Below are 23,529 nucleotides of genomic sequence, written 5' to 3'. Positions count from 1 at the left end.
ATCACCTTAATTTGCCATGCCGGTAGTTGTTAAGGGTTCTTTAAATCAACTAGAATATGTTCCGTTGACAAAAGAGGGGTACATGCAATGTCACATCATCCGGTAGATGTTCATGTTGGAAGTCGATTGAGAGAACGCCGCAATTTCTTGCGCATTAGTCAGGAAAAACTCGGCAAGGATCTGGGGTTGACATTCCAACAAATTCAAAAATACGAAAAAGGGGCCAATCGAGTTGGAGCAAGTCGGCTTTATGAAATCAGCCGCCTTCTGAAAGTTCCAACTGCCTATTTCTTTGAAGATATGCCCGAAAGCATCCAACATTCAAACGGTGCCGTTGCCGAAAACGGTGAATCGTTTGTTGCCCATCCATTTGATAAACGAGAAACACAACAACTGACCCGAGCATATTATAGCATATCAGACGAAGATACGCGCAGGAGAGTGCTGGAACTCATAAAAGCGATCAGTGATCAGCAACTGGACTCGGATGACGAATAAATATTCTTCTTGACCCCTCGGGCAAGAAAGTTACATTGCTCGATCTTACAATCAATTTGCGAAACCATTGGTTTGCAGCAATCACTGATATGAAAGTCGAGACTGACAGTGCAAAATTCCAATTATCTATTTACAAGTGAATCAGTGTCCGAAGGACATCCTGATAAAGTATGCGATCGCATTTCTGATGCAATCGTTGATCTGTATCTTTCAAAAGATCCCTACTCCCGAGTAGCTTGCGAAACCTTAACAACCACAAACAGGATTGTTTTGGGCGGCGAAGTGCGGGGCCCTGCAGAAATTACCAAAGACCTTATCGAGGAAACAGCTCGCGAAGCAGTACGCGAAATCGGTTATGAGCAGGACGGCTTTCATTGGAAAAATGCTGCCGTGGATATTTTTCTTCACGAACAATCTGTGGATATTGCCCAGGGTGTTGATGCTGCTGGCAATAAAGATGAAGCGCGGGTGATCAGGGGATAATGTTCGGCTTTGCTGTGAATGAAACAGACGTACTGATGCCGGCTCCCATATACTACTCCCACAATATTCTCAAACTTCTGGCCGGAGCTCGACACTCTGGTGCGGAAAGCATCCTAGGGCCCGATTCAAAAAGCCAAGTAACACTTGCTTACGAAAATGGGAAACCGGTCCGAGCAACCTCTGTCGTTGTATCCACGCAGCATGCAGATGGTGTTGAGACTGAGGAAGTCCGTGAAGTAGTGCGCAAATATGTAACGGAAGCACTACCCGATGGCTGGATGTGCCCAGAAGATGAGTTTTATGTAAACCCAACAGGTAAGTTCGTTATTGGAGGGCCAGATGGTGACGCAGGTTTGACCGGCCGCAAAATCATCGTGGACACTTATGGCGGCGCTGCCCCACATGGTGGCGGTGCCTTTTCTGGCAAGGACCCTACCAAAGTTGACCGCTCAGCAGCTTACGCATCGCGTTATCTGGCGAAAAATGTTGTGGCAGCCGGACTCGCTGAAAAATGCTGCATACAGGTATCCTATGCTATCGGTGTTTCAAAACCACTCTCGCTGTATGTGGACCTTTACGGGACAGGGCAAGTAGATGAAAACAGGCTTTCTGAAGTACTGATGCAGGTCATGGATTTGAGCCCGCGCGGTATTAGAGAGCACCTGAAACTTAACCGGCCCATTTATGCACGAACAGCAGCATATGGTCATTTTGGCCGGCATGCTCAAGATGATGGCGGTTTCTCTTGGGAGAAACTGGATCTGGTTGACGAGCTGAAATCTGCCTTCGCCTGATTTTCAGACCAATGCAAACTGGCTCCCAGAGAAAACGTATACTGTATGGTCGCCGAAGAGGTAAATCTCTTCGGCAAAGCCAACAGAAACTGGTTGACGGAATGCTGCCAAAACTCACCGTTCCGATGGACGGTGAACGCCTGACGCCAAGCGATCTTTTTTCAAAGAACCAGTCCGAATACTGGCTGGAAATTGGATTTGGTGCTGGTGAACATCTAGCTTGGCAAGCTGAACATAATCCAGACGCAGGCATTATCGGGTGCGAACCTTTTCTCAATGGCGTCGCATCCTTGCTTGCAAAAATTGAAGCAAAAAACCTAGACAATGTTCGTATCCATAATGAAGCGGCAGAGCATTTATTAGCAAAGCTACCAGACGCTTCAATCAAAAAAGCGTTTTTGTTATTCGCGGATCCCTGGCCAAAATCCTCTCACCATAAACGGCGATTCGTTTCAGAAACAAACATTCGAGCCCTTGCAAGGGTCTTGGACGATAATTGCATCCTGCGAGTGGGTACCGACCATTTGGACTATGGCGCTTGGATTCTTCACCATTTTTTAGCGTCAGAGGACTTCGAGTGGCTTGCTGAACAACCCAATGACTGGCTTGTTCGCGGCGAAGACTGGCCGCAAACCCGGTATGAAGCTAAAGCACTTCGCGAAGACCGAAGGTCTGTTTATTACCGTTTCAAACGCAAATCGCGTCATTAATAGTGTAGGGAAGACAAGAAAAAACTTGGCATTACCTTCGCTTTGGCTATTATAGCGCTAAATTAGTACTGTTCGCTTACCGTAAGGATAAGCTGTTTGAACGGTGGGCCTCTGGTCCGCTGTTTTTGTTTATGGGCCCTTTTAAAGCATTTTGTTGCTCCTTGGGTCGATGAGAAGTGAGAGATATTCAGTGGATCCGACTACAAAAATTGCTGATCTGATTGAACCTACACTACAGGATTTGGGTTACGAACTGGTGCGGGTAACCTTCACCGGCGGCGAAAACCCCGTGTTACAGGTGATGGCTGAAAAAGCAGATGGAACGATGACCATTGACGGTTGCGAGGAAGTCAGCCATGCAGTTTCAGCAATACTTGATGTGGAAGATCCAATTTCTGATGCCTATAATCTGGAAGTCTCCTCTCCAGGCATCGACCGCCCTTTGACACGTCTGAAAGACTTCGAAAAATGGGCCGGTTTTGAGGCGAAAGTTGAATTGGATGAAGCGGTCAATGGCCAGCGCCGTTACCGTGGAAAATTGTTGGGCGTTGAGGATGAAAATATTCTCGTGCTTGATAGTGCTGGAGAAAAATGGGAATTGCCTTTTTCAGATTTACGAAAGGCAAAGCTGGTGTTAACGGATGAGTTGATTGCTGCAAGTCAAAGCAGCAACAAGTCCTGATCAAAGCTATAGGACGGAATTGAAGTCATGGAATCGGCTGCAAGCTTAAATCGGTTGGAACTGCTGCAAGTTGCAGATGCAGTAGCCAGAGAGAAATTAATAGACCGGGATATCGTTCTGGAAGCCATGGAAGAGGCTATTCAGAAGGCCGCACGAGCCAAGTACGGTCACGAAAACGATATTCGCGCGAACATTAATCGAAGCACAGGTGAAATTCGTCTGGCCCGCGTTCGCGAAGTCGTTGAAGAAGTTGAGAATGAAGCAACTCAGGTCACGCTTGAGCAGGCCCAGTCGGAAGTCCCTGGTAGTGAAATCGGTGATTTGTTGACTGACCCGCTTCCACCAATTGATTTTGGTCGAATTGCTGCTCAGACAGCAAAACAGGTCATTGTCCAAAAGGTCCGTGAAGCCGAACGTGAACGGCAGTATGAAGAGTATAAAGACCGAGTTGGCGATATTATCAATGGTATTGTCAAGCGCGTAGAGTATGGCAATGTAACTGTTGATTTGGGTAAAGCTGACGCTGTTGTACGACGGGACGAGCTGCTGCCTAGGGAAACATTCCGTCAAGGTGACAGAATTCGTGCATACATCTTTGATGTCCGCCGCGAGCAGCGGGGTCCTCAAATTTTCCTCTCCCGCAGTCATCCTCAATTTATGGCCAAACTGTTTACTCAGGAAGTTCCAGAAATTTACGATGGTGTCATTGAAATCAAGGCTGTTGCCCGCGATCCAGGGAGCCGTGCAAAATTTGCGGTTACTTCCAACGATCCCAGCATTGATCCGGTCGGTGCGTGTGTCGGTATGCGTGGTGCTCGTGTTCAGGCAGTAGTCAACGAGCTTCAGGGCGAAAAAATTGACATTATTCCCTGGTCACCTGATCAGGCAAGTTTCATTGTGAACGCATTGGCACCTGCCGAGGTTGCCAAAGTTGTTCTGGATGAAGAGGCCAACAAAATTGAAGTGGTGGTTCCAGATGACCAGCTATCATTGGCCATTGGCCGCCGCGGGCAAAATGTAAGACTGGCCACGCAACTTTCCGGCTGGGATATTGATATCCTGACTGAAGAGGAAGAATCAAATCGTCGCCAGGCCGAATTTGCCGAACGAACCAAAAACTTCATGGAAGCCCTTGATGTTGATGAGACCATTGCCCAATTATTGACAACAGAAGGCTTTACCTCAATTGAGGATCTCACCTTCACTGATGTGTCGGAAATTGCTGAAATTGAAGGGTTTGACGAAGACGTTGCCGAGGAATTGATCCGTCGCGCCCAGGAATATATCGAAACCTTCAACCAACAGATGGCTGAGAAGCTTGAGACGCTGGACGTTAGTGATGACGTTATCAACATTGAAGGGCTAACCCCTGCGATGGCAGTTGCCTTGGGCGAAGCTGGTATCAAAACACTGGATGATCTGGCAGACCTTTCAGGTGACGAGTTGGTCAATTCCGAAGATGGTATTTTGAAAGGGTCAAACCTAAGCCTTGACCAAGCCAATGAGATCGTAATGGCTGCTCGTGCCCATTGGTTCGAAGAGGATGAAACAGCAGGTGAACAGGAAACTGAATAAACCTGCAAAATCGAGGGAAGAGCACAAGACGGCCTTGCGAAAATGTATCGTAACCGGTGAGGTTCTTCCCAAGGATGATCTGTTCAGATTTGTGGTTTCCCCGGATGGGATGCTGGTTTTTGATCACCAGAAATCATTGCCGGGAAGAGGAATCTGGATCAGGCGTCCAAAAAAGTATATAGAACTTGCGATTAGGAAAGGTCTGTTTTCCCGATCAGCAAAACAGAAAATAGTAATTCCAGAGAGCATCTTGGAAGCAATAGACAAAGCTCTTTTGGAAAAATGTTTGAATTTGCTTGGCCTTTGCAGAAAACGTGGTTTGTTGAAAACCGGGTTTGCAAAGGTAGAAGCAGCTTTAAAATCAAACAAAGCTGCTGTATTAATTGCGGCAAGCGACGGCGCAGTAGATGGGCGACAGAAGTTAAGTCGTCTGGCACATAGCCTGAAGCTGGTGGAATTATTCAGTGGTGAAGAGTTAAGTCAGGCTGTGGGGCTTGAAAATGCAGTCCATATTGCGATAACCCCAGATGGACTGACGGATAAGTTTTTGATTGAAGTCTCGAGACTGCAAGAATTTCGGGATGTCGACAATGTAAGTTAAGGAACCGGGTCGGAGTAGGAATGACTGATACAAACGACAAGGGTGGGCGTAAATCGCTTAGCCTGAACAAACCGCTGGAAATGAAAAAGAACGCCGGTGACAGCGGTCAGGTTCGCCAGAACATCAGCCATGGTCGCTCAAAGACCGTGCAAGTAGAAGTGCGGAAAAAACGCGGAGCCTCGCCAGCGGCTGGCGCGACCAAAACCACTGTATCAGCCAAACCGAGTGCCGCCAAAAAAACGCTGAGTGTTAAAAAGAACACAGCGACTGCCAGCTCGAAAGAAACCGCGTCAGATCCAAATCTACTAACTCAGGATGAGAAAAGCGCACGCGCCGCTGCACTTCTGCTTGCGAAGAAGCAACAGGAAGAACAGCAAAAACTTGATGCGTTAAAAGCAGAAGAAGAAGCGAAAAGGGCCGAAGAAGAAGCTGCCCGCAAACGCATCGAAGAAAAAGAGAAAAAAGAAAAAGAACGTGCGGCAAAACGCCGATCTCCCGAAGAACGCAGACGTGCCGAGGAAGAGGAAGCAAAAAGACTGCTTGAAGAAGCTGCTGCTGCCAAAGAAGCGCAGGCTGCCAAGCATCGTGAAAAAGCGAAAGCTAAACCACAAGCGGAAGAGCCCAAACGCACGACAGCACCGAGAGTTGCCAAGACCTCAGCGCGCCCTGATTCAGGGAATACGGGCGGCGAAGTCGAAGATACAGGCCGCGATCGTACCGGTGTTCGTAAAAAAGTTGCCAAGCCGAGCCGTGGGAATGAAGAACGTCCATCTGGTGCACGTCGCGGAGCAGACGATCAGCGCAGACGCTCAGGTCGTCTGACAATTGGCGATGCATTAAATGACCGGGGCCCGAAACAACGTTCATTGGCCTCGATCAAGCGCGCACGCAAGAAACAGCAAATGCAGCCAGAGGACTTACCTCAGAAAGTGTATCGCGAAGTTACAATTCCCGAAGTCATTTCCGTTCAGGAACTTGCAAACCGTATGAGCGAACGCGTCGTCGATGTGGTCAAGGCATTGATGAAACTTGGTATCATGGCCACTCCTCCGCAAACAATCGATGCTGACACTGCGGAACTTATTGTGACTGACTTGGGTCATACTCCAAAACGTGTCGCCGCCTCAGACGTGGAAATTGGCCTTGGTGGTGATGACGAGGAAGACACAGACGAAAATATGGTTCCACGCGCCCCTGTTGTTGCGATAATGGGACATGTGGACCATGGTAAAACCTCCTTGCTTGACGCTATGCGCAAAACTGACGTGGCCGCCGGCGAAGCAGGTGGTATTACCCAGCATATCGGTGCCTATCAGGTAAAACTGAAATCGGGTGATACAATCACATTTCTTGACACTCCGGGCCATGAAGCTTTACAGCAATGCGTATGCGCGGTGCTCAGGTCACCGATGTTGTAATTCTGGTGGTTGCTGCAGATGACAGCGTGATGCCGCAGACTATTGAAGCAATCAAACACGCCAAAGCAGCGGAAGTACCCATTATTGTTGCGATCAACAAATGCGACAAGCCGGGCGCAAACCCTGACAAGGTTAGACAGGAACTTCTGCAGCATGAAATATTTGTTGAGGAAATGGGTGGTGACGTCCTCTCGGTAGAGGTGTCTGCGCTTCAGGGTACGGGTCTTGATAAATTGCAAGAAGCGATTATGCTTCAGGCAGAGATTCTTGAGCTGAAAGCGAACCCAGATCGCAGCGCACAAGGGTCTGTAGTTGAAGCCAAAATTGAGACAGGCCGCGGTATGGTGGCAACAATATTGGTGAAACGTGGCACTTTACGTATCGGCGATAACTTTGTTGCTGGTCCAGCTTACGGTAAAGTTCGAGCACTTCTGGATTATCGCGGAAATCAGGTTGAAGAAGCTGGTCCATCCATCCCGGTTGAGGTCCTTGGTATTCAGGGAACCCCAGAGGCAGGTGACGAATTTGTTGTTACCGAAAACGAAGCCAAAGCAAAAGAAATTGCTGAATATCGTCAGCAGGTCGCGAAAGAGAAGAAAGTTACAGCAACCGCTCGCGGATCAATTGAACAAATGTTTACTGCAATTCAGGAAGGGACTGCAGATGAACTTCCTGTTGTGATCAAAGCCGACGTTCAAGGCTCTGCGGAAGCCATCTCCGCTTCTCTTGAGAAGCTTGCGACCGATGAAGTGAAGGTAAATGTTCTTCTGTCAGCGGTTGGCGGTATAACTGAATCTGACGTCAATCTGGCGGCCGCCTCCAACGCTATGATCATTGCTTTTAACACTCGAGCCAATAAACAGGCACGTGAGGCTGCATCAGCAAAAGGCATTGATATTCAGTATTACTCCGTCATCTACAATGTAATCGACGACATCAAGGCTATGCTGTCTGGTATGTTGGCGCCAACATTGCGCGAGGATTTCCTGGGGTATGCGGAAATTCGCGAGGTGTTCAACATATCCAAGGTTGGTAAAATTGGCGGTTGCATGGTCACAGAAGGCACTGTCAAACGCGGCGCCAAGGTTCGTCTACTGCGGGATGACGTTGTCATCCATGAAGGAACACTGGCGACACTCAAACGCTTCAAGGATGAAGTCAAGGAAGTCAAGTCCGGTATGGAATGCGGCATGGCATTTGAAAATTACCACGATATTCAGGTTGGAGATTTTATCGAATGCTTTGAAGTTGTGGAAGTTGCTCGCGAACTTTAATCAATTCGCAGCGACACGTTTTTCAAAAGCGCAGGGGCAGAATTGCTCCTGCCTTTTTTGATTTGAGAGGCATCCTCTATGACTAACCAGAAACGATCCGCCAAAACAGCGAGCAAGCGCCAACTGCGTGTTGGTGAACAGCTTCGGCACATAATTTCCGAAGTACTGGCTGAGGGAAATATTCACGATCCGGATGTGAGCTCCACCCCCGTGACCGTAACCGAAGTTCAGCCCAGTCCGGACATGCGCAATGCAACGGTTTATGTTGTCCCTCTTGGGGGCATGAATGAAGAAGCTGTTATTAAAGGCCTAAATCGGTCCGCCGGATTTATTCAGTCGGAAATGGGTCGACAGCTATCTATGAAATTTACTCCAAGATTGGCTTTCAAAATAGACGCTTCTTTCGAATATGGGGATCATATAGACAGTCTCATTCGAAAAACCAGCTCCGAACGGAACCAAGATCAAGAGTCAGAAACTGACTCTGACTCCTAAAGATTATGGCACGTCGCAAAAAAGGAATACCCATTCACGGCTGGCTCAATATTGACAAGCCCGCCGGCATGACGTCGGCGGCTGTAGTCAATAAAGTCAAATGGATAACAAAGGCCCAAAAAGCGGGGCATGCAGGAACACTTGATCCATTCGCAACCGGCGTTCTGCCAATTGCACTTGGTGAAGCAACCAAAACGGTTCCCTTTATAGTGGATGATCGAAAACAGTACTCCTTTACAGCGCGCTGGGGAGCCAAAACCAATACCGACGATATCGAAGGCGAGATTGAAGAAACTGCCGAAAAATGCCCTTCGGAATCCGAGATATTGGAAGCCTTACAAGCATTTACAGGCTCGATTACCCAAATTCCTCCAGCATATTCAGCAATCAAAATTAATGGCGAACGTGCATACAAGCTGGCCCGAAGCGGTTCGGATGTCCAAATGCCTGAACGCCAGGTTGAGATTTATGAGTTGAATCTCACCAACATCATCGATTCTGATCATGCGCAATTTTCGGTTACCTGTTCAAAAGGAACCTATATCAGGGCACTTGCCCGCGATTTGGCGGTCTATTTAGGAACCGTTGCGCACTTGTCGCAACTTCGCCGCACAAAAGTAGGTCCTTTTTTAGAAAAAGATGCGATTTCACTGGATAAGTTGGAAAAGCTGTGGCAGTGTCCGGCGGAATTTGAGGACTTGCTTCCACTGACGACCGCGCTGGACGACATCCCGGCGGTGGCCATTTCGGAAACTCAGGCTATTCGCGTGAGGCACGGCAATGACGTGGCAGTACCAAATTTGGCAGACGGAATTGTCTGTGCAATGGATCAGGATAAACCTTTGTCAATTTCTCGAGTGGAAAACGGCATTTTATACCCGGTCCGGGTTTTTAATATTTAATTATTGGAGTTTACCGATGTCGATTAGTGCTGAAAAAAAAGCAGAATTGATCAAGGAATTTGCAACAACTGAAGGTGACACTGGTTCACCAGAAGTGCAAATCGCTATTCTTACAACACGTATTTCCAACCTCACTGAGCATTTCAAAGACCACAAAAAAGACGTGCATTCGCGTCGTGGCTTGTTGAGCCTGGTCAGCAAACGTCGTCGTTTGCTCGACTATTTGAGAAAAAACAGTGAAGAACGCTATCAGGATCTGATTAAACGTCTTGGAATTCGTAAGTAACAACCAGTTTTCCGGATCTCGTAAGAGTTCCGGAAATTATAAGCGCCGGTTCTGCTTTGGGCAGTTTTTGTCCGATGCACCGGCGTTTTTGTATTTCCGGTATTTTATCGGAAACCGTAAGTGAAGGTATGAAATAGATTTTCAGTACATAGGGTACTGGGTGAATGCGGGAACGCATGGGGCTGAACCGCTTTGGAAGGAAAAAAAATGTTTGAAGTACATCGCAAGGAAGTGATGTGGGGCGGACGTCCGCTCGTAATGGAAACAGGTAAAGTTGCCCGTCAGGCTGATGGTGCAGTGATGATTACCTATGGCGGAACTCAGGTTCTGTGTACAGCTGTTGCTGCGAAGGCTGAAAAGCCTGGAGTGGACTTTTTTCCACTCACTGTAAACTATCAGGAAAAAGCGTATGCTGCGGGTAAAATCCCGGGTGGCTTTTTCAAACGTGAAGGACGTCCAAGCGAAAAGGAAACACTGGTCTCCCGCTTGATCGATCGCCCGCTACGCCCCTCTTTCGTGAGCGGCTTTAAAAATGAAACACAGATTATCTGCACCGTTCTTGCGCATGATCTTGAAAATGATCCGGATGTGATTTCGTTGATCGGTGCCTCAGCAGCACTGACCATTTCCGGTATTCCTTTCATGGGTCCAGTAGGTGCCGCCCGTGTTGGTATGATTGATGGTGAATATATCCTCAACCCAACCGCAGAGCAGATGGCCGATACAGATCTTGATCTGGTAATTGCAGGTACAAGCGAAGCTGTTTTGATGATTGAGTCAGAGGCATCTGAACTATCTGAAGAACAAATGCTGGGCGCTGTGATGTATGGTCATCGTGAATTCCAGCCAGTAATCGATGCGATTATCGATCTTGCTGAAGAATGTGCGAAAGAACCGTGGGATTACCAACCTGCCGAAGTCGATGCTGAACTCGAAGCAAAGGTAAAAGCAGCAGCGGAAGACGCGCTCACTGAAGCCTACAAGGTACAGGTTAAACAGGACCGCGTTGAACAGGTTAATGCCGCCAAACAGGCTGTCCTTGAAACGCTTGAAGAAGACCAGATTGAAGCAGCGAATGCCATTCTGAAAAAGATCGAAAAGAAAATCGTTCGCGGAAATATTATTTCTACTGGCAAGCGAATTGATGGACGTGACACGAAAACCGTTCGTCCAATCGTTGCTGAAGTGGGCGCATTACCACGCGCACATGGTTCTGCTCTGTTTACTCGGGGTGAAACTCAGGCGCTGGTTGTTACAACGCTCGGGACCGGGCAGGATGAACAAATCGTAGATGCCCTTGAAGGCGAATATCGCGAAAACTTCATGCTTCATTACAACTTTCCACCTTACTCAGTTGGTGAAGCTGGGCGTGTTGGCTTTACAGGCCGCCGCGAAGTTGGACATGGAAAACTGGCATGGCGTGCAATTCATCCTGTACTGCCGGGTAAAGAGAGTTTCCCCTATACTTTACGTGTTGTATCAGAAGTAACTGAATCAAACGGTTCCTCCTCAATGGCGACTGTTTGTGGAACCTCATTGGCGTTAATGGATGCTGGTGTTCCTCTAGAGGCACCTGTTGCTGGTATCGCTATGGGTCTGATCCTTGAAGAAGACGGCCAGTTTGCAGTTCTGTCCGATATTCTGGGTGATGAAGATCATCTAGGTGATATGGACTTCAAGGTTGCTGGCACTGGCGAGGGAATTACTTCTCTTCAAATGGATATCAAGATTGCAGGTATCACAGAGGAAATCATGCGTCAGGCTCTGGCTCAGGCCACCGAAGGTCGCTTGCATATTCTGGAAGAGATGGCAAAAGCACTTGATGCTGCCCGTGACGGTGTTCGCGATGGCGCGCCTCGTATCACCCAACTGAACGTTGCCAAAGACAAAATCCGCGATATTATCGGTACAGGTGGTAAGGTTATTCGTGAAATTTGCGAAACAACAGGTGCCAAAATTGATATCGAGGATGATGGAACCGTCAAAGTTGCGGCAACATCAACTGAATCTGCTGACGCTGCCGTAAATTGGATCAAATCAATTGTTGATGATCCGGAAGTTGGCGTTACATATACAGGTAAGGTCGTTAAAGTTGTTGATTTTGGTGCATTTGTAAACTTCTTCGGCAACCGGGACGGACTTGTTCATATTTCTGAACTTGCTCCAAAACGGGTCGCCAAAGTTACAGATGTTGTCAATGAAGGCGACGAGGTTCGCGTAAAAGTGTTGGAAATTGATGGCCGCGGTAAAGTTCGGTTGTCTATAAAAGCAGTTCTGGCTGACGAAGCCGAGGATGATGCAACAACCGAAGACAATAGCGAAGACTAAGTGTATAGTTAGCTGTAAAGGCGGTTCAGTTAAACTTTGCCGCCTTTGCAGGTCTTTACCGCTTGGTGTAAATGCAACTTTGCGCTAAATGGTAATGGTTAGGTCTAAGTATTAGGGATTGTCACGTGAAGTCACTAAATGCCATTGTAATGTCAGGTAAAGAAGTTCTCCCGGTCGTTGAGGGCGGTAAAGGTATTGCTGTATCCTCCGGCCAAAGTTCAGGTGCCTGGGCAGCTGCGGGAGGTGTCGCTACATTCTCCGGTGTGAATGCAGATAGTTACGACGAAAACGGAGACATCATTCCCCAAATCTACCACGGTAGAACACGCCGGGAACGCCATGACGAGCTGGTAGCCTATGGTATTCGCGGTGGTATTACACAAGCTCAGATTTCTCATGAAATTGCAGGTGGACAGGGAGCTGTTCACATGAATGTTCTATGGGAAATGGGCGGCGCTGAGCGGATTTTGCACGGTGTTCTGGAAGGTGCCAAAGGTCTAATCAATGGTATAACTTGCGGCGCGGGTATGCCTTATCGCGTGGCACAAATTGCCGCAGACTATAAAGTACATTATTACCCCATCATCTCCTCTGCCCGTGCTTTTAGGGCCCTATGGAAACGAGCCTATCACAAATTCTCTGAATGGCTGGGCGGTGTCGTATATGAGGATCCATGGCTTGCCGGCGGCCATAATGGTTTGAGCAACTCGGAAGATCCGATGAAGCCCGAAGACCCCTATCCACGTGTAGCGGCTCTTCGCAAGTTGATGAATGAAATGGGCCTGCACAACACCCCAATAATCATGGCTGGTGGTGTTTGGCATATCGAAGACTGGGAAGACTGGCTCGACAACCCGGAAATTGGTCCAATTGCTTTTCAATTTGGCACACGCCCCTTGCTGACCAAAGAAAGTCCAATTTCCGATGCTTGGAAGAAAAAACTGGGCACCCTTAAAAAAGGCGATGTCTTCCTGAACCGCTTTAGCCCAACTGGTTTCTGGTCATCTGCTGTTCGAAACGACTTTCTTGACGAACTCAAGGAAAGATCAGAACGTCAGGTTGCCTATTCAAATGAACCTGTTGGTGCACATACCGCTGCATTCAGCATGGGAGCACGTAAACGGGAAGTCTTTCTCACAGAGCAAGATTTGGTCAATGCACAAAAATGGGTAGCCGCAGGTTTTGATCAGGTCATGAAAACACCGGATTCTACCATGGTTTTTGTGACTAAAGAAAAAATGCAGGAAATTCGTAAAGACCAAATTGATTGTATGGGGTGCCTTTCGCAGTGCAGCTTCTCAAACTGGGCGGAAAACGAAAAAGGAAATACAGGCCGAAAAGCCGACCCTAGAAGTTTTTGCATTCAAAAGACGCTACAGGATGTGATCCATTCTGACAGCAACATCAACAACAATTTGATGTTTGCGGGTCATGGCGCTTATCGCTTTGCAACGGATCCATTTTACGCAAACGGGTTCGTGCCAACAGTGAAGCAGCTGGTTGATCGGATTATGACAGGGAAATAATTCTGGTCATTCTCGTCCGGTTGATTTGCCACACTGCATTAATGAACTATATTTGTTCATTAGGCTTTGGCAATTATATGCGAGATTTCGGATGCCGGATGATTTTTCCAGTTATGAGGCCCTGATCAGGGCGGCAGGCCTACGACCAACCAAACAACGGATGGCTTTGGCAAGCGCCCTTTTTGCAGACGGAAATCGTCATATTACTGCGGAAGAACTTCACAAGGAGGTCTCCTCTTATCGGCTGCCTCTTTCTCTTGCCACCGTTTACAATAATCTGCACCAATTTACCAAAGCAGGACTTTTGCGAGAAGTTATTGTCGATTCGAGTAAAACATATTTCGACACCAACACTTCTCCCCACCACCATCTATATTATGAGAATGAAGGACGTCTTGAAGATATCCAATCTGATAATATACGCCTTCGCCAATTACCGGAATTACCGGAAGGGGTAGATATTTCATCAGTAGATATATTTGTTAGGGTTCGCTCGAACCCCACCGGCTAAACGGCCTTTCAGCATCGACCTGAATTGGAATAATTCTAATCAATTGACATTTGTTTTTTTTATTCCATATAGTTAAAAAATAAAAAACTAATAAACAGGTCCGAGCTAACGATCAGGAGGAAAGTCCATGTCTCTCAAAGGAAGTAAAACCGAACAAAATCTCAAAGACGCCTTTGCTGGCGAGTCTCAGGCTAATCGTCGCTACCTATATTTTGCACAAAAAGCAGACATTGAAGGTTACAATGATGTATCCGCCGTTTTCCGTTCTACAGCTGAGGGAGAGACCGGTCACGCTCATGGACATCTCGAATATCTGGAAGAGGCAGGCGACCCTGCAACTGGCCTACCTATCGGCACAACATCCGACAATCTGAAAGCTGCCATTGCTGGTGAAACGCATGAATATACAGATATGTACCCGGGCATGGCCAAAACTGCACGAGAAGAAGGCCATGACGAAATAGCTGATTGGTTTGAAACACTTGCAAAAGCTGAAAAAAGTCATGCTGGTCGTTTTCAAAAAGCTCTTGATGAAATGAGCTGATGCCTATCGAGAATATGGAGACATCCATATTCTCTCCCCCCTCCCCTATCAAACTGGAGGCAAAACATGCGCGAAGGCAGCTTGGAAGCGCCCACACGCCACCCTTTAGACTGGCAAAACGATGCCTTTTACGATGAAGAATTACTCGACCAGGAACTGCGCCGGGTATTTGATATTTGTCATGGTTGTCGACGATGCTTCAATCTTTGTGATTCATTTCCACGGCTATTTGATCTGGTAGATGCCGCTCCCACCGAGGAGTTGGACAGTGTCAAATCGGAGGATTTTAAAACGGTCGTGGATGCATGCACACTCTGCGATATGTGCTTCATGACGAAGTGCCCCTATGTTCCACCCCATGAATTTAACTTGGATTTTCCGCATCTTATGTTGCGATATCGGGCGGTTGAGCAAAAAAATGGTGAAATGGGATTTGTCAGCGGGCAACTTGCAAAAACAGACAGAAACGGGAAATTGGCCAAACCGGTTGCAGGTATTGCAAATTGGGCAAGCAAACGCGAGAACACGCTTACACGGGGGATAATGGAAAAAACGCTACACATCCATAAAGACGCAGAACTTCCAAAATATCACTCCAAAACATTACAGGACCTAGCGGAAGCAAACAGCTACCCATTAAATGATCAGGCACCCGCATTTGGGCGAAAAGCTGTCATATATGCGACATGCTTTGGAAATTACAATAACCCCGATATAGGGGAGGCCACGCGAAAAGTTCTCGCTAAGAACGGTGTTGAAACCAAAGTTGTGTATCCCGGATGCTGCGGCATGCCACAATTAGAGCAAGGTAATATTGACACTGTTGCGCAGACTGCCAAAAAAGTATCAGCCGAGCTTTGCGAGTGGATATCCCAAGGTTACGACGTTATTGCTCTGGTTTCTTCTTGTGCTTTGATGCTGAAATTTGAATGGCCGCTTATTCTACCGGATGATCAAAATCTCAAAACTCTGAGCACGTCGACATACGATGTTAGCGAATACATCGTAGATATTTCCAAGAATGAAGGATTGTGTGAAGGACTGAACCCCTTAAATGGTGCAGTATCCATGCATCTCGCTTGCCATGCGCGAGCCCAGAATATGGGCGCAAAAGGTGCAGAAATGCTAAGGCTCATTCCAGATACACGCCTTACCATTGTAGAGCGTTGTTCTGGCCATGGAGGGTCATGGGGTATTATGAAAGAAAATTTCGAAACAGCTCTTAAAGTTGGCAAGACAGCAGCCAAAAATGCTCTTCAGTCAGGCGCCCCAAACATCGCATCTGAATGCCCACTGGCTGCGGAACATCTTTTACAAGGAATTGAAAAGCAGGACTCCGAAGCCGTAAAAACAAAAACAGCAGCCCATCCAATTCAGTTTATGGCGCGCGCCTACGGCCTTGACTAAAGGAACAAAAATGACGGCACAATCTCGGAAAATCGAACGCAGCGATATTCTGCCGATGGCTGAGTATGAAAAGCAGCGCAATGACTTAAAGAAAAAGCTGATTGAGATTAAGCGGGATCGGAGAGTTGCGATTGGCCCCCATGCAACTTTCTATTTCGAAAATTACGACACCATGTGGGCACAGGTTCACGAAATGCTTTTTATAGAACGTGGGGGAGAGGACCAGATTGTAGACGAACTTGCTGCATACAATCCCCTCATTCCGCAAGGTAAAGAACTGGTGGCGACTTTCATGATTGAAATTGATGACCCTGTTCAGCGGGAACAAACATTATACTCATTAGGGTATATCGAAGATAAGATATACATGTCCGTAAACGGCAAGAAAACGCTCGCGGTGCCTGAAATGGATGTGGACAGAACAACGGAAGACGGAAAAACTTCAGCTATTCATTTTCTGCATTTTAATTTATCCGAAGATCAAATTAACGCTTTTAAAAAGGAGGGCGCTGAAATCATTATTGGGATAGAACACGATAGTTATGCCCATATGACAAAACTGAACGAGGCAACCCGCCGGTCTTTGTCGAATGACTTCGGGGATTAGCGGATTTTTTCGTTTTCGTGAACACCATAAAAATCTGTCGTCTTCAACCAACCTTCGTTACCAGCTATATCGACCAGACACCAATGACCATCGCACTCCAAAAGCCGCCCCTGAACCCCGGGATCAGCAAGGAGGATGACGCTGCTTTCTTCGTTTGGGTTTTCGTATAGCGGTCGCTGTGCATCTGTAATTAAAATGGTTCTACGATTGGACAGCAGGCTGGTATGTATCCACCCGGTATCTCCCTCCACATCACGGATCTGACGCCAAAGTTCATACTCCGCAATTATTTCAACAGGCCAACCTGAGCGAACATAAACCCAGGAAATCGGGTACCGTTTTCCCGGTCCGACGCGAACATTTACCTTTGACGATGCGAGAGAGGCAAAACGAGGGACATTGGCATCAGATGCTGGTGCGGATTGCGGCTGAAATACTGCGCTCCCACCAAAACAGAATATACCAAAGAGCAATAGTTTCGCTAAAACACGAATATTCACCTGTGCACCCCAAAAGACTGTCATCAAGAATTACATCCTTATATGCAGGCATGAGCACCGGGGTCAAGAACACAAAAAAAGCGATTTGCGCAAGCACATAATTGTTTCCCTCTTCGTGATCTGCTAGATAAACAGAAAGGTAATAATCAAAAGAGACCCTGAACGAGAGGCCTCACATGTCCAGTACAGCAAAAAAGAAACCCGTAGTTGTTGTCACAAGAAAGCTTCCAGAAGCGATAGAAACCCGCATGATGGAACTGTTTGACACACGCTTGAATCACGATGACAAGCCCATGAGTCAAAGCGATCTTGTTGAGGCAGTAAAGGTAGCAGACGTTCTTGTTCCAACGGTAACGGATAAAATTGATCTTGGGGTGCTTAGTCAGGCCAATCCAGATTTGAAACTGATTGCAAGCTTCGGCACTGGCGTTGATCATATTGATCTTGCAACAGCGCGTCAGCGCAATATTACCGTCACCAATACACCGGGCGTACTGACAGAAGATACAGCGGATATGACCATGGCACTCATCATGGCTGTTCCACGAAGGCTGACAGAAGGTGAACGGCTCATGCGAAGTGGTGAATGGCAAGGCTGGTCACCAACCGGTATGCTCGGGCATCGTATCTGGGGTAAACGGCTGGGTATCGTAGGTATGGGACGAATTGGTCAGGCTGTTGCCCGCAGAGCAAAAGCATTTGGCTTGTCCATACACTATCACAATCGAAACAAGCTGCCTGACTATGTGGAGGAAGAGCTTGAGGCAACCTATTGGGAAAGTCTGGATCAGATGCTGGCCCGCATGGACATTGTCTCCATCAATTGCCCACACACACCCGGCACCTTCCACCTTTTGAATGCGCGCCGCTTGAAACTGCTGCAGAAGCATTCCTATATTGTAAACACGTCCCGCGGCGAAGTCGTGGATGAAAATGCGCTCACACGCATGTTGCGGAACAATGAAATTGCGGGAGCAGGGCTCGACGTATTTGAACATGAGCCAGCAGTTAACCCCAAGTTACTGGAGCTTGATAATGTGGTGCTCTTGCCGCATATGGGGTCCGCCACGATCGAAGGCCGAATTGATATGGGTGAAAAAGTAATCATCAACATCAAAACCTTCATTGACGGGCATACCCCCCCGGACAGAGTATTGGCAGCAATGCTTTGAATAGGAAATGGCCCGCAATATTTGGCGGGCCTTTTTACTGGCATGATTGAAATCACACCACAGATCAAGATTTCTGAAGATGACCTTGAAGAGAGCTTTGTACGCTCTTCAGGTCCTGGTGGTCAAAATGTCAATAAAGTTTCAACAAGCGTGCAGCTGCGTTTTAATGCAAAAAATTGCCCTGCAATAACAGATTACGTCTTTAATCGTCTTCGCACCCTAGCCAATCATTTGATGACGAAAGAAGGCACGATTGTCATCACAGCAGATACACACAGACTGCAAAGCCGTAACCGTGAAGAAGCTCGTTCGCGACTGGTGGAATTAATTCGCCGCGCCGCTTTTCGCCCTAAAAAACGAATTGCGACCAAACCCACTAGATCTTCAAAAGTGAAACGACTTGATGCAAAGAAACAGCGAGGAGCGATTAAGAAAAACCGGGGCAGGATATCCAAATCAGACTTTTAAGGTGCCTAAATAGACACAAAAAATGGCGACCAAAATATGATCGCCAGTCTCGTTTGATTAGTATCAGTGTTACGCTATAGAAGCGCGGCGTTTTCGCCAGCCTAAGAGGCCAAGTAACGCCATTCCTGCGCCGTACAAAGGCAATGCGGCAGGCAGTGGTACTGCAGAGACTTCCACGTTCGCATACTCAAACGCATTTCTGCCAGACAGGAAGCGAATTTCATCAAACATGCCATTGGTCAAGATCGTTGCAATCACAAAATCCGAACCCCGAACTGCGCCGGCATTAATGGCATCCTGTCCCACAATAGACTCGTTCAGAAGAACGCCATCATTGTAAAATTCGATGGAGTTGTACAAATCCACTGAACCCCACATAAAGGTCAGGGTATTCATAGCTGTCTGAAATACATAACTGGCCCAAGAACCAGCGGAGACAGATGTATAGGCACTGCTTTCAAGTCCGGAAACCGTATCCCAAGGGGAACGACGTAGACCGCCCACTGAACCAGTTACGTTCTGGTAAACAGTTCCGCTGGTGGCAGAAGCAGTTAACACGGGAAGAGCTGCAATGGGATCATCAGTGATAATGGATACTGTGGCCGCACGAGCAGGACTCGCAAACACAACAGTCAGGGCCATGACAGCCAAAAAATGTTTAATCAATGTATTCATCTGATTTTTACCCTTCTGCCATTGAGCAATTTAATGCCCAAAAAAGCCAAAAACTCTACGTGATATTTGATTTTCTCTCATGTTTACACAAAGGGGTCAAACATGAACGCGGATATTTATATAAAATTTTAGATAATTTTACGTTTTCTACTCAATATGGATGATAGAATGTAGGTGCTTGTTAACCATAACATGATTTGTCATTTGAGCTGACCAACCGAATCACCCCTGCAAATACTGTAATATCAACAACCAGGCAGAAATACTCAGTACACCAAGCACTGTACTTTGCAGGACCGTGTTTGCGGCAATATCTGTAGAACGATTGTAAAAGGTCGCAAAAATGTAAACATTTAACCCTGATGGCATGGCTGCTGTCAGCACAGCAACCCGTACCAGTTCAAATTCAAGATCAAATACATAGTAGGAAAATACCAGCGCTATCATCGGATGAACCACCAACTTCAAAACACTGGAAATCAGAGCCTGACCCCAGCTTTGGCGCAATCGATACTGAACCAGCGCGCCGCCGAGACCAAACAGCGCGGCCGGTAATACAGCTGTTGCCATCATCTGGGTCGCATCATCCAGAATTTCAGGAATTGATATATCCAGCAGATTAGCGGCAATTCCCAAACTTATTCCAATCAATAACGGGTTTTTAATTACCCTCATCAACGATTGACCAATCGCTTTTGCCAAAGGTTCCCCATCACGACGAGCAAATTCCATAACCACCATGCCAAAGCTCATCAGGACCGGTGCATGAAATCCCACAATTGCAAATAACAAGGGCAGGGCTTCATTTCCGTAAGCCCTCTGGATAATTGGCAGACCCAATAGAACCGTATTTGTAAAATAGGCAGAAAAACCAATTGCGACAGATTCCCCTGCTCGTCGCTTGAAAATTTTTCTGGCGATTAAGAATGAGATTCCAAAACAGCAAAAAGCGCCAATATAAAAAGAAAGCAAATATTTCGGATTAAATGTGGACCCAAAATCCACTTTCAGCATGGCTTGAAACAGCAGACACGGAGTTGCAAAATTATTCACAAAACTGATTAAGCCAGCGACTCCCCCTTCAGGGTATAGGCGCATCCGAACGCTCAAATAGCCCAGCGCCACAAGGGCAAAAACCGGCCCAATGACACTGAGTACCGTAAGCATTCTGAACTCCCTACCTAACCGGACAATCGGGTCTAGTGTGCTTCGCCCCAGTTATCCCCAATACCCGCATCAACCGTTAGCGGAACTGACATCTCAATAGCAGGCATTGCTGCATTTTGCATAATTTCCTGAATGACTTTCACGGCTTCTGCGGTTTGGTCTTCATGAACTTCAAAAATCAACTCGTCATGTACCTGAAGCAACATTTTCGCGTCCAGCTTCTCGCGTTCAAGCGCACCCGGGATGCGGATCATTGCTCGTTTGATAATATCCGCCGCTGACCCCTGTATGGGTGCATTGATTGCTGCCCGTTCAGAAAAACTGCGACGAGCACCGTTTTTGTCTGAAATACCGGGTAAATGTACTTTCCGGCCGAATAAGGTTTCAACATAGCCATTGTCACGGCAGAATTGCTTTGTTTCATCCATATATCGGCGGATACCCGGATATTGCTCAAAATATGCTTCGATATATCCTTGAGCTTCGGTTCGTAACACGCCAAGTTGTCTGGCGAGGCCAAATGCACTGATGCCGTAAATAATCCCAAAGTTGATCGCTTTCGCGGATCTACGCATCATTGGATCCATCCCGTCGAGTGGAACTCCAAACACCTGTGATGCCGTCTTCGCATGGATATCCAAACCATCCGCAAAAGCCTGCTTAAGGCTTTCAATATTCGCAATATGCGCCAAAATCCTCAGTTCGATTTGAGAATAATCCGCGCTAATCAGTTTGTATCCCTCTTCGGCTATAAAAGCTTTCCTGAGCTTTCGGCCTTCCTCAGTACGAATTGGAATATTCTGAAGATTTGGCTCACTGGATGCGAGACGACCTGTGGCTGCAGCCGCTAAACTAAAGGACGTGTGAACCCTTTTGGTCTTTGGGTTAATCTGTGCCTGAAGGGCATCAGTATAGGTACTTTTGAGCTTAGACAATTGGCGCCAGTCAAGGACGCGCTGTGCAAGTTCAACACCTTCTGCAGCCAATGTTTCAAGTACGGTAACATCCGTGGTATAGGCACCCGTCTTACCTTTTTTACCGCCTTCAAGACCCATCTTATCAAACAGGATTTCCCCCAATTGCTTGGGTGAGCCCACATTAAATTCTTCACCGGCCAGCTCATGTATTTCAGAAACAAGGCTTTCCATACGTCCACCGAAGTCTTCTGAAAGCTGACTCAGGAACGCAGAATCGACTTTAATGCCATTTTGTTCCATTTCCGAAATAACTGGAATTAACGGACGTTCGATGGTTTCATACAGACGTGCAACCTGTTTGCGAAACAGGTTTGGTTTCAATACTTTATGCAAGCGCAACGTAATATCTGCATCTTCAGCTGCGTACTCTGTTGCTTTATCAATCGGCACTTCAGCAAAGCTAATCTGTGACTTTCCAGTACCGGTGATCTCCTTATAAGGTATCGGGGCAATATCAAAATGTAACTTCGAAAGCTCATCCATTCCGTGTCCATGCAAGCCGGCATCGAGACAGTAGGAGAGCAGCATCGTATCATCTACTGGTGTAACACCAATCCCCTCCTTGGCGAGAATTGTCATGTCATATTTGATATTCTGACCAACTTTCAAAACACCGGGATCTTCCAGCAAAGGCTTCAGAACCTTGATCACCTCGTACTTGGGTAATTGATCCAGACCAGGCTCCGTATTTTCTTGCATATCCGCACCGAAATCGAAACCACCCTGGGTCTGGGGCCGCTTATGTCCAACAGGAATATAGCAAGCTTCACCGGGTTCTACAGAAAGTGATATTCCGACAAGCTCGGCCGCCATTGGACTCAAGCTAGTGGTTTCAGTATCAATGGCCAGAACTCCAGATTTTTGAGCCCTTTCAATCCAACTCATCAACTGTTCTTGCTGAGTGACTGTGGTATATTTTTTTTCCACGTTGGAAAGATCAAGCGCTGGAGCGGTGGAGTCTTGAGTTAAACCCGTTTCCTTTTTTGCTTGTGGAATACTTACAGTGAACTCACTGCCGTAAAAGGCCGAAACGCGGCTACTCAGTTGGCGAAACTCATTTTCCTTCAAGAAGCTTTTCAGGTCTTCTGCTACAGGTTCCTGGATGTTCAGATCCCGAACATTTATGTCCAGTTCAACATCGTCTTTAAGACGCACCAACTCTCGGCTAATACGAGCCTTATCCGCGTTTTCCAGTAATTTTTCCCGCCGACCTTTCTGCTTGATTTCGCCAGCCCGCTCCAAGAGCGTGTCCAAATCACCATACTCATTTATCAAGAGCGCGGCGGTCTTGATGCCAATTCCGGGAACACCCGGTACATTGTCTACGCTATCACCCGCGAGCGATTGAATATCAACAACCTTCTCCGGGCCAACACCAAACTTCTCATAAACCTGATCTACACCAATAGAAGTGTTCTTCATTGGATCAAGCATCGTCACCGGACCGCCAACAAGCTGCATCAGGTCTTTGTCAGAAGAGACAATCACGCATTCCATATCCTGCTCACGCGCTTGCCTTGCATAAGTGGCAATGATGTCGTCGGCTTCAAACCCTTCCTTTTCGATGGCAGGTACATTGAAGGCTCGGGTAGCCTCACGAACCAGGGGGAATTGAGGGATCAAATCCTCCGGTGGAGCGTCACGGTTAGCTTTATATTCTGGATAAATATCAGTTCGAAACGTTTTTCGGCTTGTATCAAAGATCACCGCCAGATGGCTTACACGCTCATCTCGTTGTGTGTCCTGAATAAGCTTGAATAACATATTCGAAAAGCCAAGAACCGCGCCGGTCGGCGTCCCATCAGATCTTGTAATCGGTCCGCGCCCGCGGATCATTGCAAAATAAGCTCTGAATATATAGCCAGAGCCATCTACAAGATATACCCGATGCTTTTGATTAGGATCGCCCGTGACGTCGGCTTCCTTCAT

General features: G+C 47.2%; 20 protein-coding genes and 2 pseudogenes. 18 read left to right on the top strand and 4 right to left on the bottom strand.

The window, feature by feature from the left end; all coding sequences use genetic code 11:
• Window positions 1-87: 87 nt before the first annotated feature.
• From JCM23214_RS03250 to JCM23214_RS03175, 16 genes and pseudogenes are all read left to right on the top strand, one after another.
• Window positions 88-498 carry a helix-turn-helix domain-containing protein gene (locus tag JCM23214_RS03250; RefSeq protein WP_025897519.1) on the top strand — a complete coding sequence of 137 codons (411 nt, stop codon included), beginning with the start codon at window positions 88-90 and terminating at the stop codon, window positions 496-498.
• Window positions 499-606: 108 nt separating this feature from the next.
• Window positions 607-1,775 (top strand): annotated as a pseudogene (metK, locus tag JCM23214_RS18865) (methionine adenosyltransferase).
• 11 nt (window positions 1,776-1,786) lie between these two features.
• On the top strand, window positions 1,787-2,485 hold the full coding sequence (trmB, locus tag JCM23214_RS03240; RefSeq protein ID WP_025897518.1) for a tRNA (guanine(46)-N(7))-methyltransferase TrmB: 699 nt from the start codon (window positions 1,787-1,789) through the stop codon (window positions 2,483-2,485).
• A 190-nt stretch (window positions 2,486-2,675) separates the two neighbouring features.
• Window positions 2,676-3,167 (top strand): ribosome maturation factor RimP, encoded by a 492-nt coding sequence (rimP, locus tag JCM23214_RS03235; protein ID WP_025897516.1) that lies wholly within the window; start codon window positions 2,676-2,678, stop codon window positions 3,165-3,167.
• Window positions 3,168-3,194: 27 nt separating this feature from the next.
• Window positions 3,195-4,742 (top strand): transcription termination factor NusA, encoded by a 1,548-nt coding sequence (gene nusA, locus JCM23214_RS03230; protein ID WP_025897514.1) that lies wholly within the window; start codon window positions 3,195-3,197, stop codon window positions 4,740-4,742.
• On the top strand, window positions 4,723-5,343 hold the full coding sequence (locus JCM23214_RS03225) for an RNA-binding protein (RefSeq protein WP_025897511.1): 621 nt from the start codon (window positions 4,723-4,725) through the stop codon (window positions 5,341-5,343). Before nusA ends, JCM23214_RS03225 begins: the two co-directional genes overlap by 20 nt.
• A gap of 20 nt (window positions 5,344-5,363) precedes the next feature.
• A pseudogene (gene infB / locus JCM23214_RS26450) lies at window positions 5,364-8,035 on the top strand (translation initiation factor IF-2).
• Between the two features lie 78 nt (window positions 8,036-8,113).
• The gene (gene rbfA / locus JCM23214_RS03215) at window positions 8,114-8,530 is read left to right on the top strand and encodes a 30S ribosome-binding factor RbfA (RefSeq protein ID WP_025897510.1); all 417 of its coding nucleotides are present in this window, start codon (window positions 8,114-8,116) and stop codon (window positions 8,528-8,530) included.
• Window positions 8,531-8,535: 5 nt separating this feature from the next.
• Window positions 8,536-9,432 (top strand): tRNA pseudouridine(55) synthase TruB, encoded by an 897-nt coding sequence (gene truB, locus JCM23214_RS03210; protein ID WP_025897508.1) that lies wholly within the window; start codon window positions 8,536-8,538, stop codon window positions 9,430-9,432.
• 16 nt (window positions 9,433-9,448) lie between these two features.
• Window positions 9,449-9,718: a 30S ribosomal protein S15 gene (rpsO, locus tag JCM23214_RS03205; RefSeq protein WP_025897506.1), complete on the top strand. Its 270-nt coding sequence runs from the start codon at window positions 9,449-9,451 to the stop codon at window positions 9,716-9,718.
• 207 nt (window positions 9,719-9,925) lie between these two features.
• Window positions 9,926-12,046 carry a polyribonucleotide nucleotidyltransferase gene (pnp, locus tag JCM23214_RS03200; RefSeq protein WP_025897505.1) on the top strand — a complete coding sequence of 707 codons (2,121 nt, stop codon included), beginning with the start codon at window positions 9,926-9,928 and terminating at the stop codon, window positions 12,044-12,046.
• A gap of 125 nt (window positions 12,047-12,171) precedes the next feature.
• On the top strand, window positions 12,172-13,572 hold the full coding sequence (locus JCM23214_RS03195) for an NAD(P)H-dependent flavin oxidoreductase (RefSeq protein ID WP_025897504.1): 1,401 nt from the start codon (window positions 12,172-12,174) through the stop codon (window positions 13,570-13,572).
• Between the two features lie 91 nt (window positions 13,573-13,663).
• Window positions 13,664-14,083 (top strand): iron response transcriptional regulator IrrA, encoded by a 420-nt coding sequence (gene irrA / locus JCM23214_RS03190; protein WP_025897502.1) that lies wholly within the window; start codon window positions 13,664-13,666, stop codon window positions 14,081-14,083.
• A gap of 127 nt (window positions 14,084-14,210) precedes the next feature.
• Window positions 14,211-14,627 carry a rubrerythrin family protein gene (locus JCM23214_RS03185; protein WP_025897501.1) on the top strand — a complete coding sequence of 139 codons (417 nt, stop codon included), beginning with the start codon at window positions 14,211-14,213 and terminating at the stop codon, window positions 14,625-14,627.
• Window positions 14,628-14,693: 66 nt separating this feature from the next.
• Entirely contained in the window at window positions 14,694-16,034 is a 1,341-nt protein-coding gene (locus JCM23214_RS03180) for a heterodisulfide reductase-related iron-sulfur binding cluster (RefSeq protein WP_025897500.1), read from the top strand.
• Between the two features lie 10 nt (window positions 16,035-16,044).
• Window positions 16,045-16,641, top strand: a complete 597-nt coding sequence (locus tag JCM23214_RS03175; RefSeq protein WP_025897499.1) for a DUF3501 family protein — start codon at window positions 16,045-16,047, stop codon at window positions 16,639-16,641.
• Here JCM23214_RS03175 and JCM23214_RS03170 read toward each other — a convergent pair.
• Entirely contained in the window at window positions 16,638-17,165 is a 528-nt protein-coding gene (locus tag JCM23214_RS03170) for an SH3 domain-containing protein (RefSeq protein WP_025897498.1), read from the bottom strand. The genes JCM23214_RS03175 and JCM23214_RS03170 overlap by 4 nt on opposite strands.
• Window positions 17,166-17,317: 152 nt before the next feature.
• Here JCM23214_RS03170 and JCM23214_RS03165 point away from each other — a divergent pair, with 152 nt between their 5' ends.
• Together JCM23214_RS03165 and arfB are read left to right on the top strand one after the other, a co-directional pair.
• Entirely contained in the window at window positions 17,318-18,313 is a 996-nt protein-coding gene (locus JCM23214_RS03165) for a 2-hydroxyacid dehydrogenase (RefSeq protein ID WP_025897497.1), read from the top strand.
• Between the two features lie 42 nt (window positions 18,314-18,355).
• The gene (gene arfB / locus JCM23214_RS03160; protein ID WP_025897496.1) at window positions 18,356-18,781 is read left to right on the top strand and encodes an alternative ribosome rescue aminoacyl-tRNA hydrolase ArfB; all 426 of its coding nucleotides are present in this window, start codon (window positions 18,356-18,358) and stop codon (window positions 18,779-18,781) included.
• 69 nt (window positions 18,782-18,850) lie between these two features.
• Here arfB and JCM23214_RS03155 read toward each other — a convergent pair whose 3' ends face one another.
• From JCM23214_RS03155 to polA, 3 genes are all read right to left on the bottom strand, one after another.
• Window positions 18,851-19,456 carry an Npun_F0296 family exosortase-dependent surface protein gene (locus tag JCM23214_RS03155; RefSeq protein WP_025897495.1) on the bottom strand — a complete coding sequence of 202 codons (606 nt, stop codon included), beginning with the start codon at window positions 19,454-19,456 and terminating at the stop codon, window positions 18,851-18,853.
• A 222-nt stretch (window positions 19,457-19,678) separates the two neighbouring features.
• Complete coding sequence (locus JCM23214_RS03145) at window positions 19,679-20,623, bottom strand: AEC family transporter (protein ID WP_025897494.1); 945 nt, start codon at window positions 20,621-20,623, stop codon at window positions 19,679-19,681.
• Between the two features lie 32 nt (window positions 20,624-20,655).
• Complete coding sequence (gene polA / locus JCM23214_RS03140) at window positions 20,656-23,529, bottom strand: DNA polymerase I (RefSeq protein ID WP_025897493.1); 2,874 nt, start codon at window positions 23,527-23,529, stop codon at window positions 20,656-20,658.

Origin of the sequence: Sneathiella glossodoripedis JCM 23214 (assembly GCF_000616095.1) — a bacterium.
Taxonomy (GTDB): Bacteria; Pseudomonadota; Alphaproteobacteria; order Sneathiellales; family Sneathiellaceae; genus Sneathiella; species Sneathiella glossodoripedis.
The sequence above is the reverse complement of the archived record's forward strand: the minus strand, read 5'-3'. Positions and strand labels throughout refer to the sequence as shown.

Coding starts and splice junctions, on each gene's coding strand:
- irrA (WP_025897502.1), top strand. CDS start 13,664: ATGCCGGATGATTTTTCCAGTTATGAGGCCCTGATCAGGGCGGCAGGC.
- JCM23214_RS03155 (WP_025897495.1), bottom strand. CDS start 19,456: ATGAATACATTGATTAAACATTTTTTGGCTGTCATGGCCCTGACTGTT.
- trmB (WP_025897518.1), top strand. CDS start 1,787: ATGCAAACTGGCTCCCAGAGAAAACGTATACTGTATGGTCGCCGAAGA.
- JCM23214_RS03165 (WP_025897497.1), top strand. CDS start 17,318: ATGTCCAGTACAGCAAAAAAGAAACCCGTAGTTGTTGTCACAAGAAAG.
- JCM23214_RS03185 (WP_025897501.1), top strand. CDS start 14,211: ATGTCTCTCAAAGGAAGTAAAACCGAACAAAATCTCAAAGACGCCTTT.
- JCM23214_RS03170 (WP_025897498.1), bottom strand. CDS start 17,165: ATGACAGTCTTTTGGGGTGCACAGGTGAATATTCGTGTTTTAGCGAAA.
- arfB (WP_025897496.1), top strand. CDS start 18,356: ATGATTGAAATCACACCACAGATCAAGATTTCTGAAGATGACCTTGAA.
- JCM23214_RS03175 (WP_025897499.1), top strand. CDS start 16,045: ATGACGGCACAATCTCGGAAAATCGAACGCAGCGATATTCTGCCGATG.
- pnp (WP_025897505.1), top strand. CDS start 9,926: ATGTTTGAAGTACATCGCAAGGAAGTGATGTGGGGCGGACGTCCGCTC.
- rbfA (WP_025897510.1), top strand. CDS start 8,114: ATGACTAACCAGAAACGATCCGCCAAAACAGCGAGCAAGCGCCAACTG.
- JCM23214_RS03250 (WP_025897519.1), top strand. CDS start 88: ATGTCACATCATCCGGTAGATGTTCATGTTGGAAGTCGATTGAGAGAA.
- nusA (WP_025897514.1), top strand. CDS start 3,195: ATGGAATCGGCTGCAAGCTTAAATCGGTTGGAACTGCTGCAAGTTGCA.
- polA (WP_025897493.1), bottom strand. CDS start 23,529: ATGAAGGAAGCCGACGTCACGGGCGATCCTAATCAAAAGCATCGGGTA.
- rpsO (WP_025897506.1), top strand. CDS start 9,449: ATGTCGATTAGTGCTGAAAAAAAAGCAGAATTGATCAAGGAATTTGCA.
- JCM23214_RS03145 (WP_025897494.1), bottom strand. CDS start 20,623: ATGCTTACGGTACTCAGTGTCATTGGGCCGGTTTTTGCCCTTGTGGCG.
- truB (WP_025897508.1), top strand. CDS start 8,536: ATGGCACGTCGCAAAAAAGGAATACCCATTCACGGCTGGCTCAATATT.
- JCM23214_RS03180 (WP_025897500.1), top strand. CDS start 14,694: ATGCGCGAAGGCAGCTTGGAAGCGCCCACACGCCACCCTTTAGACTGG.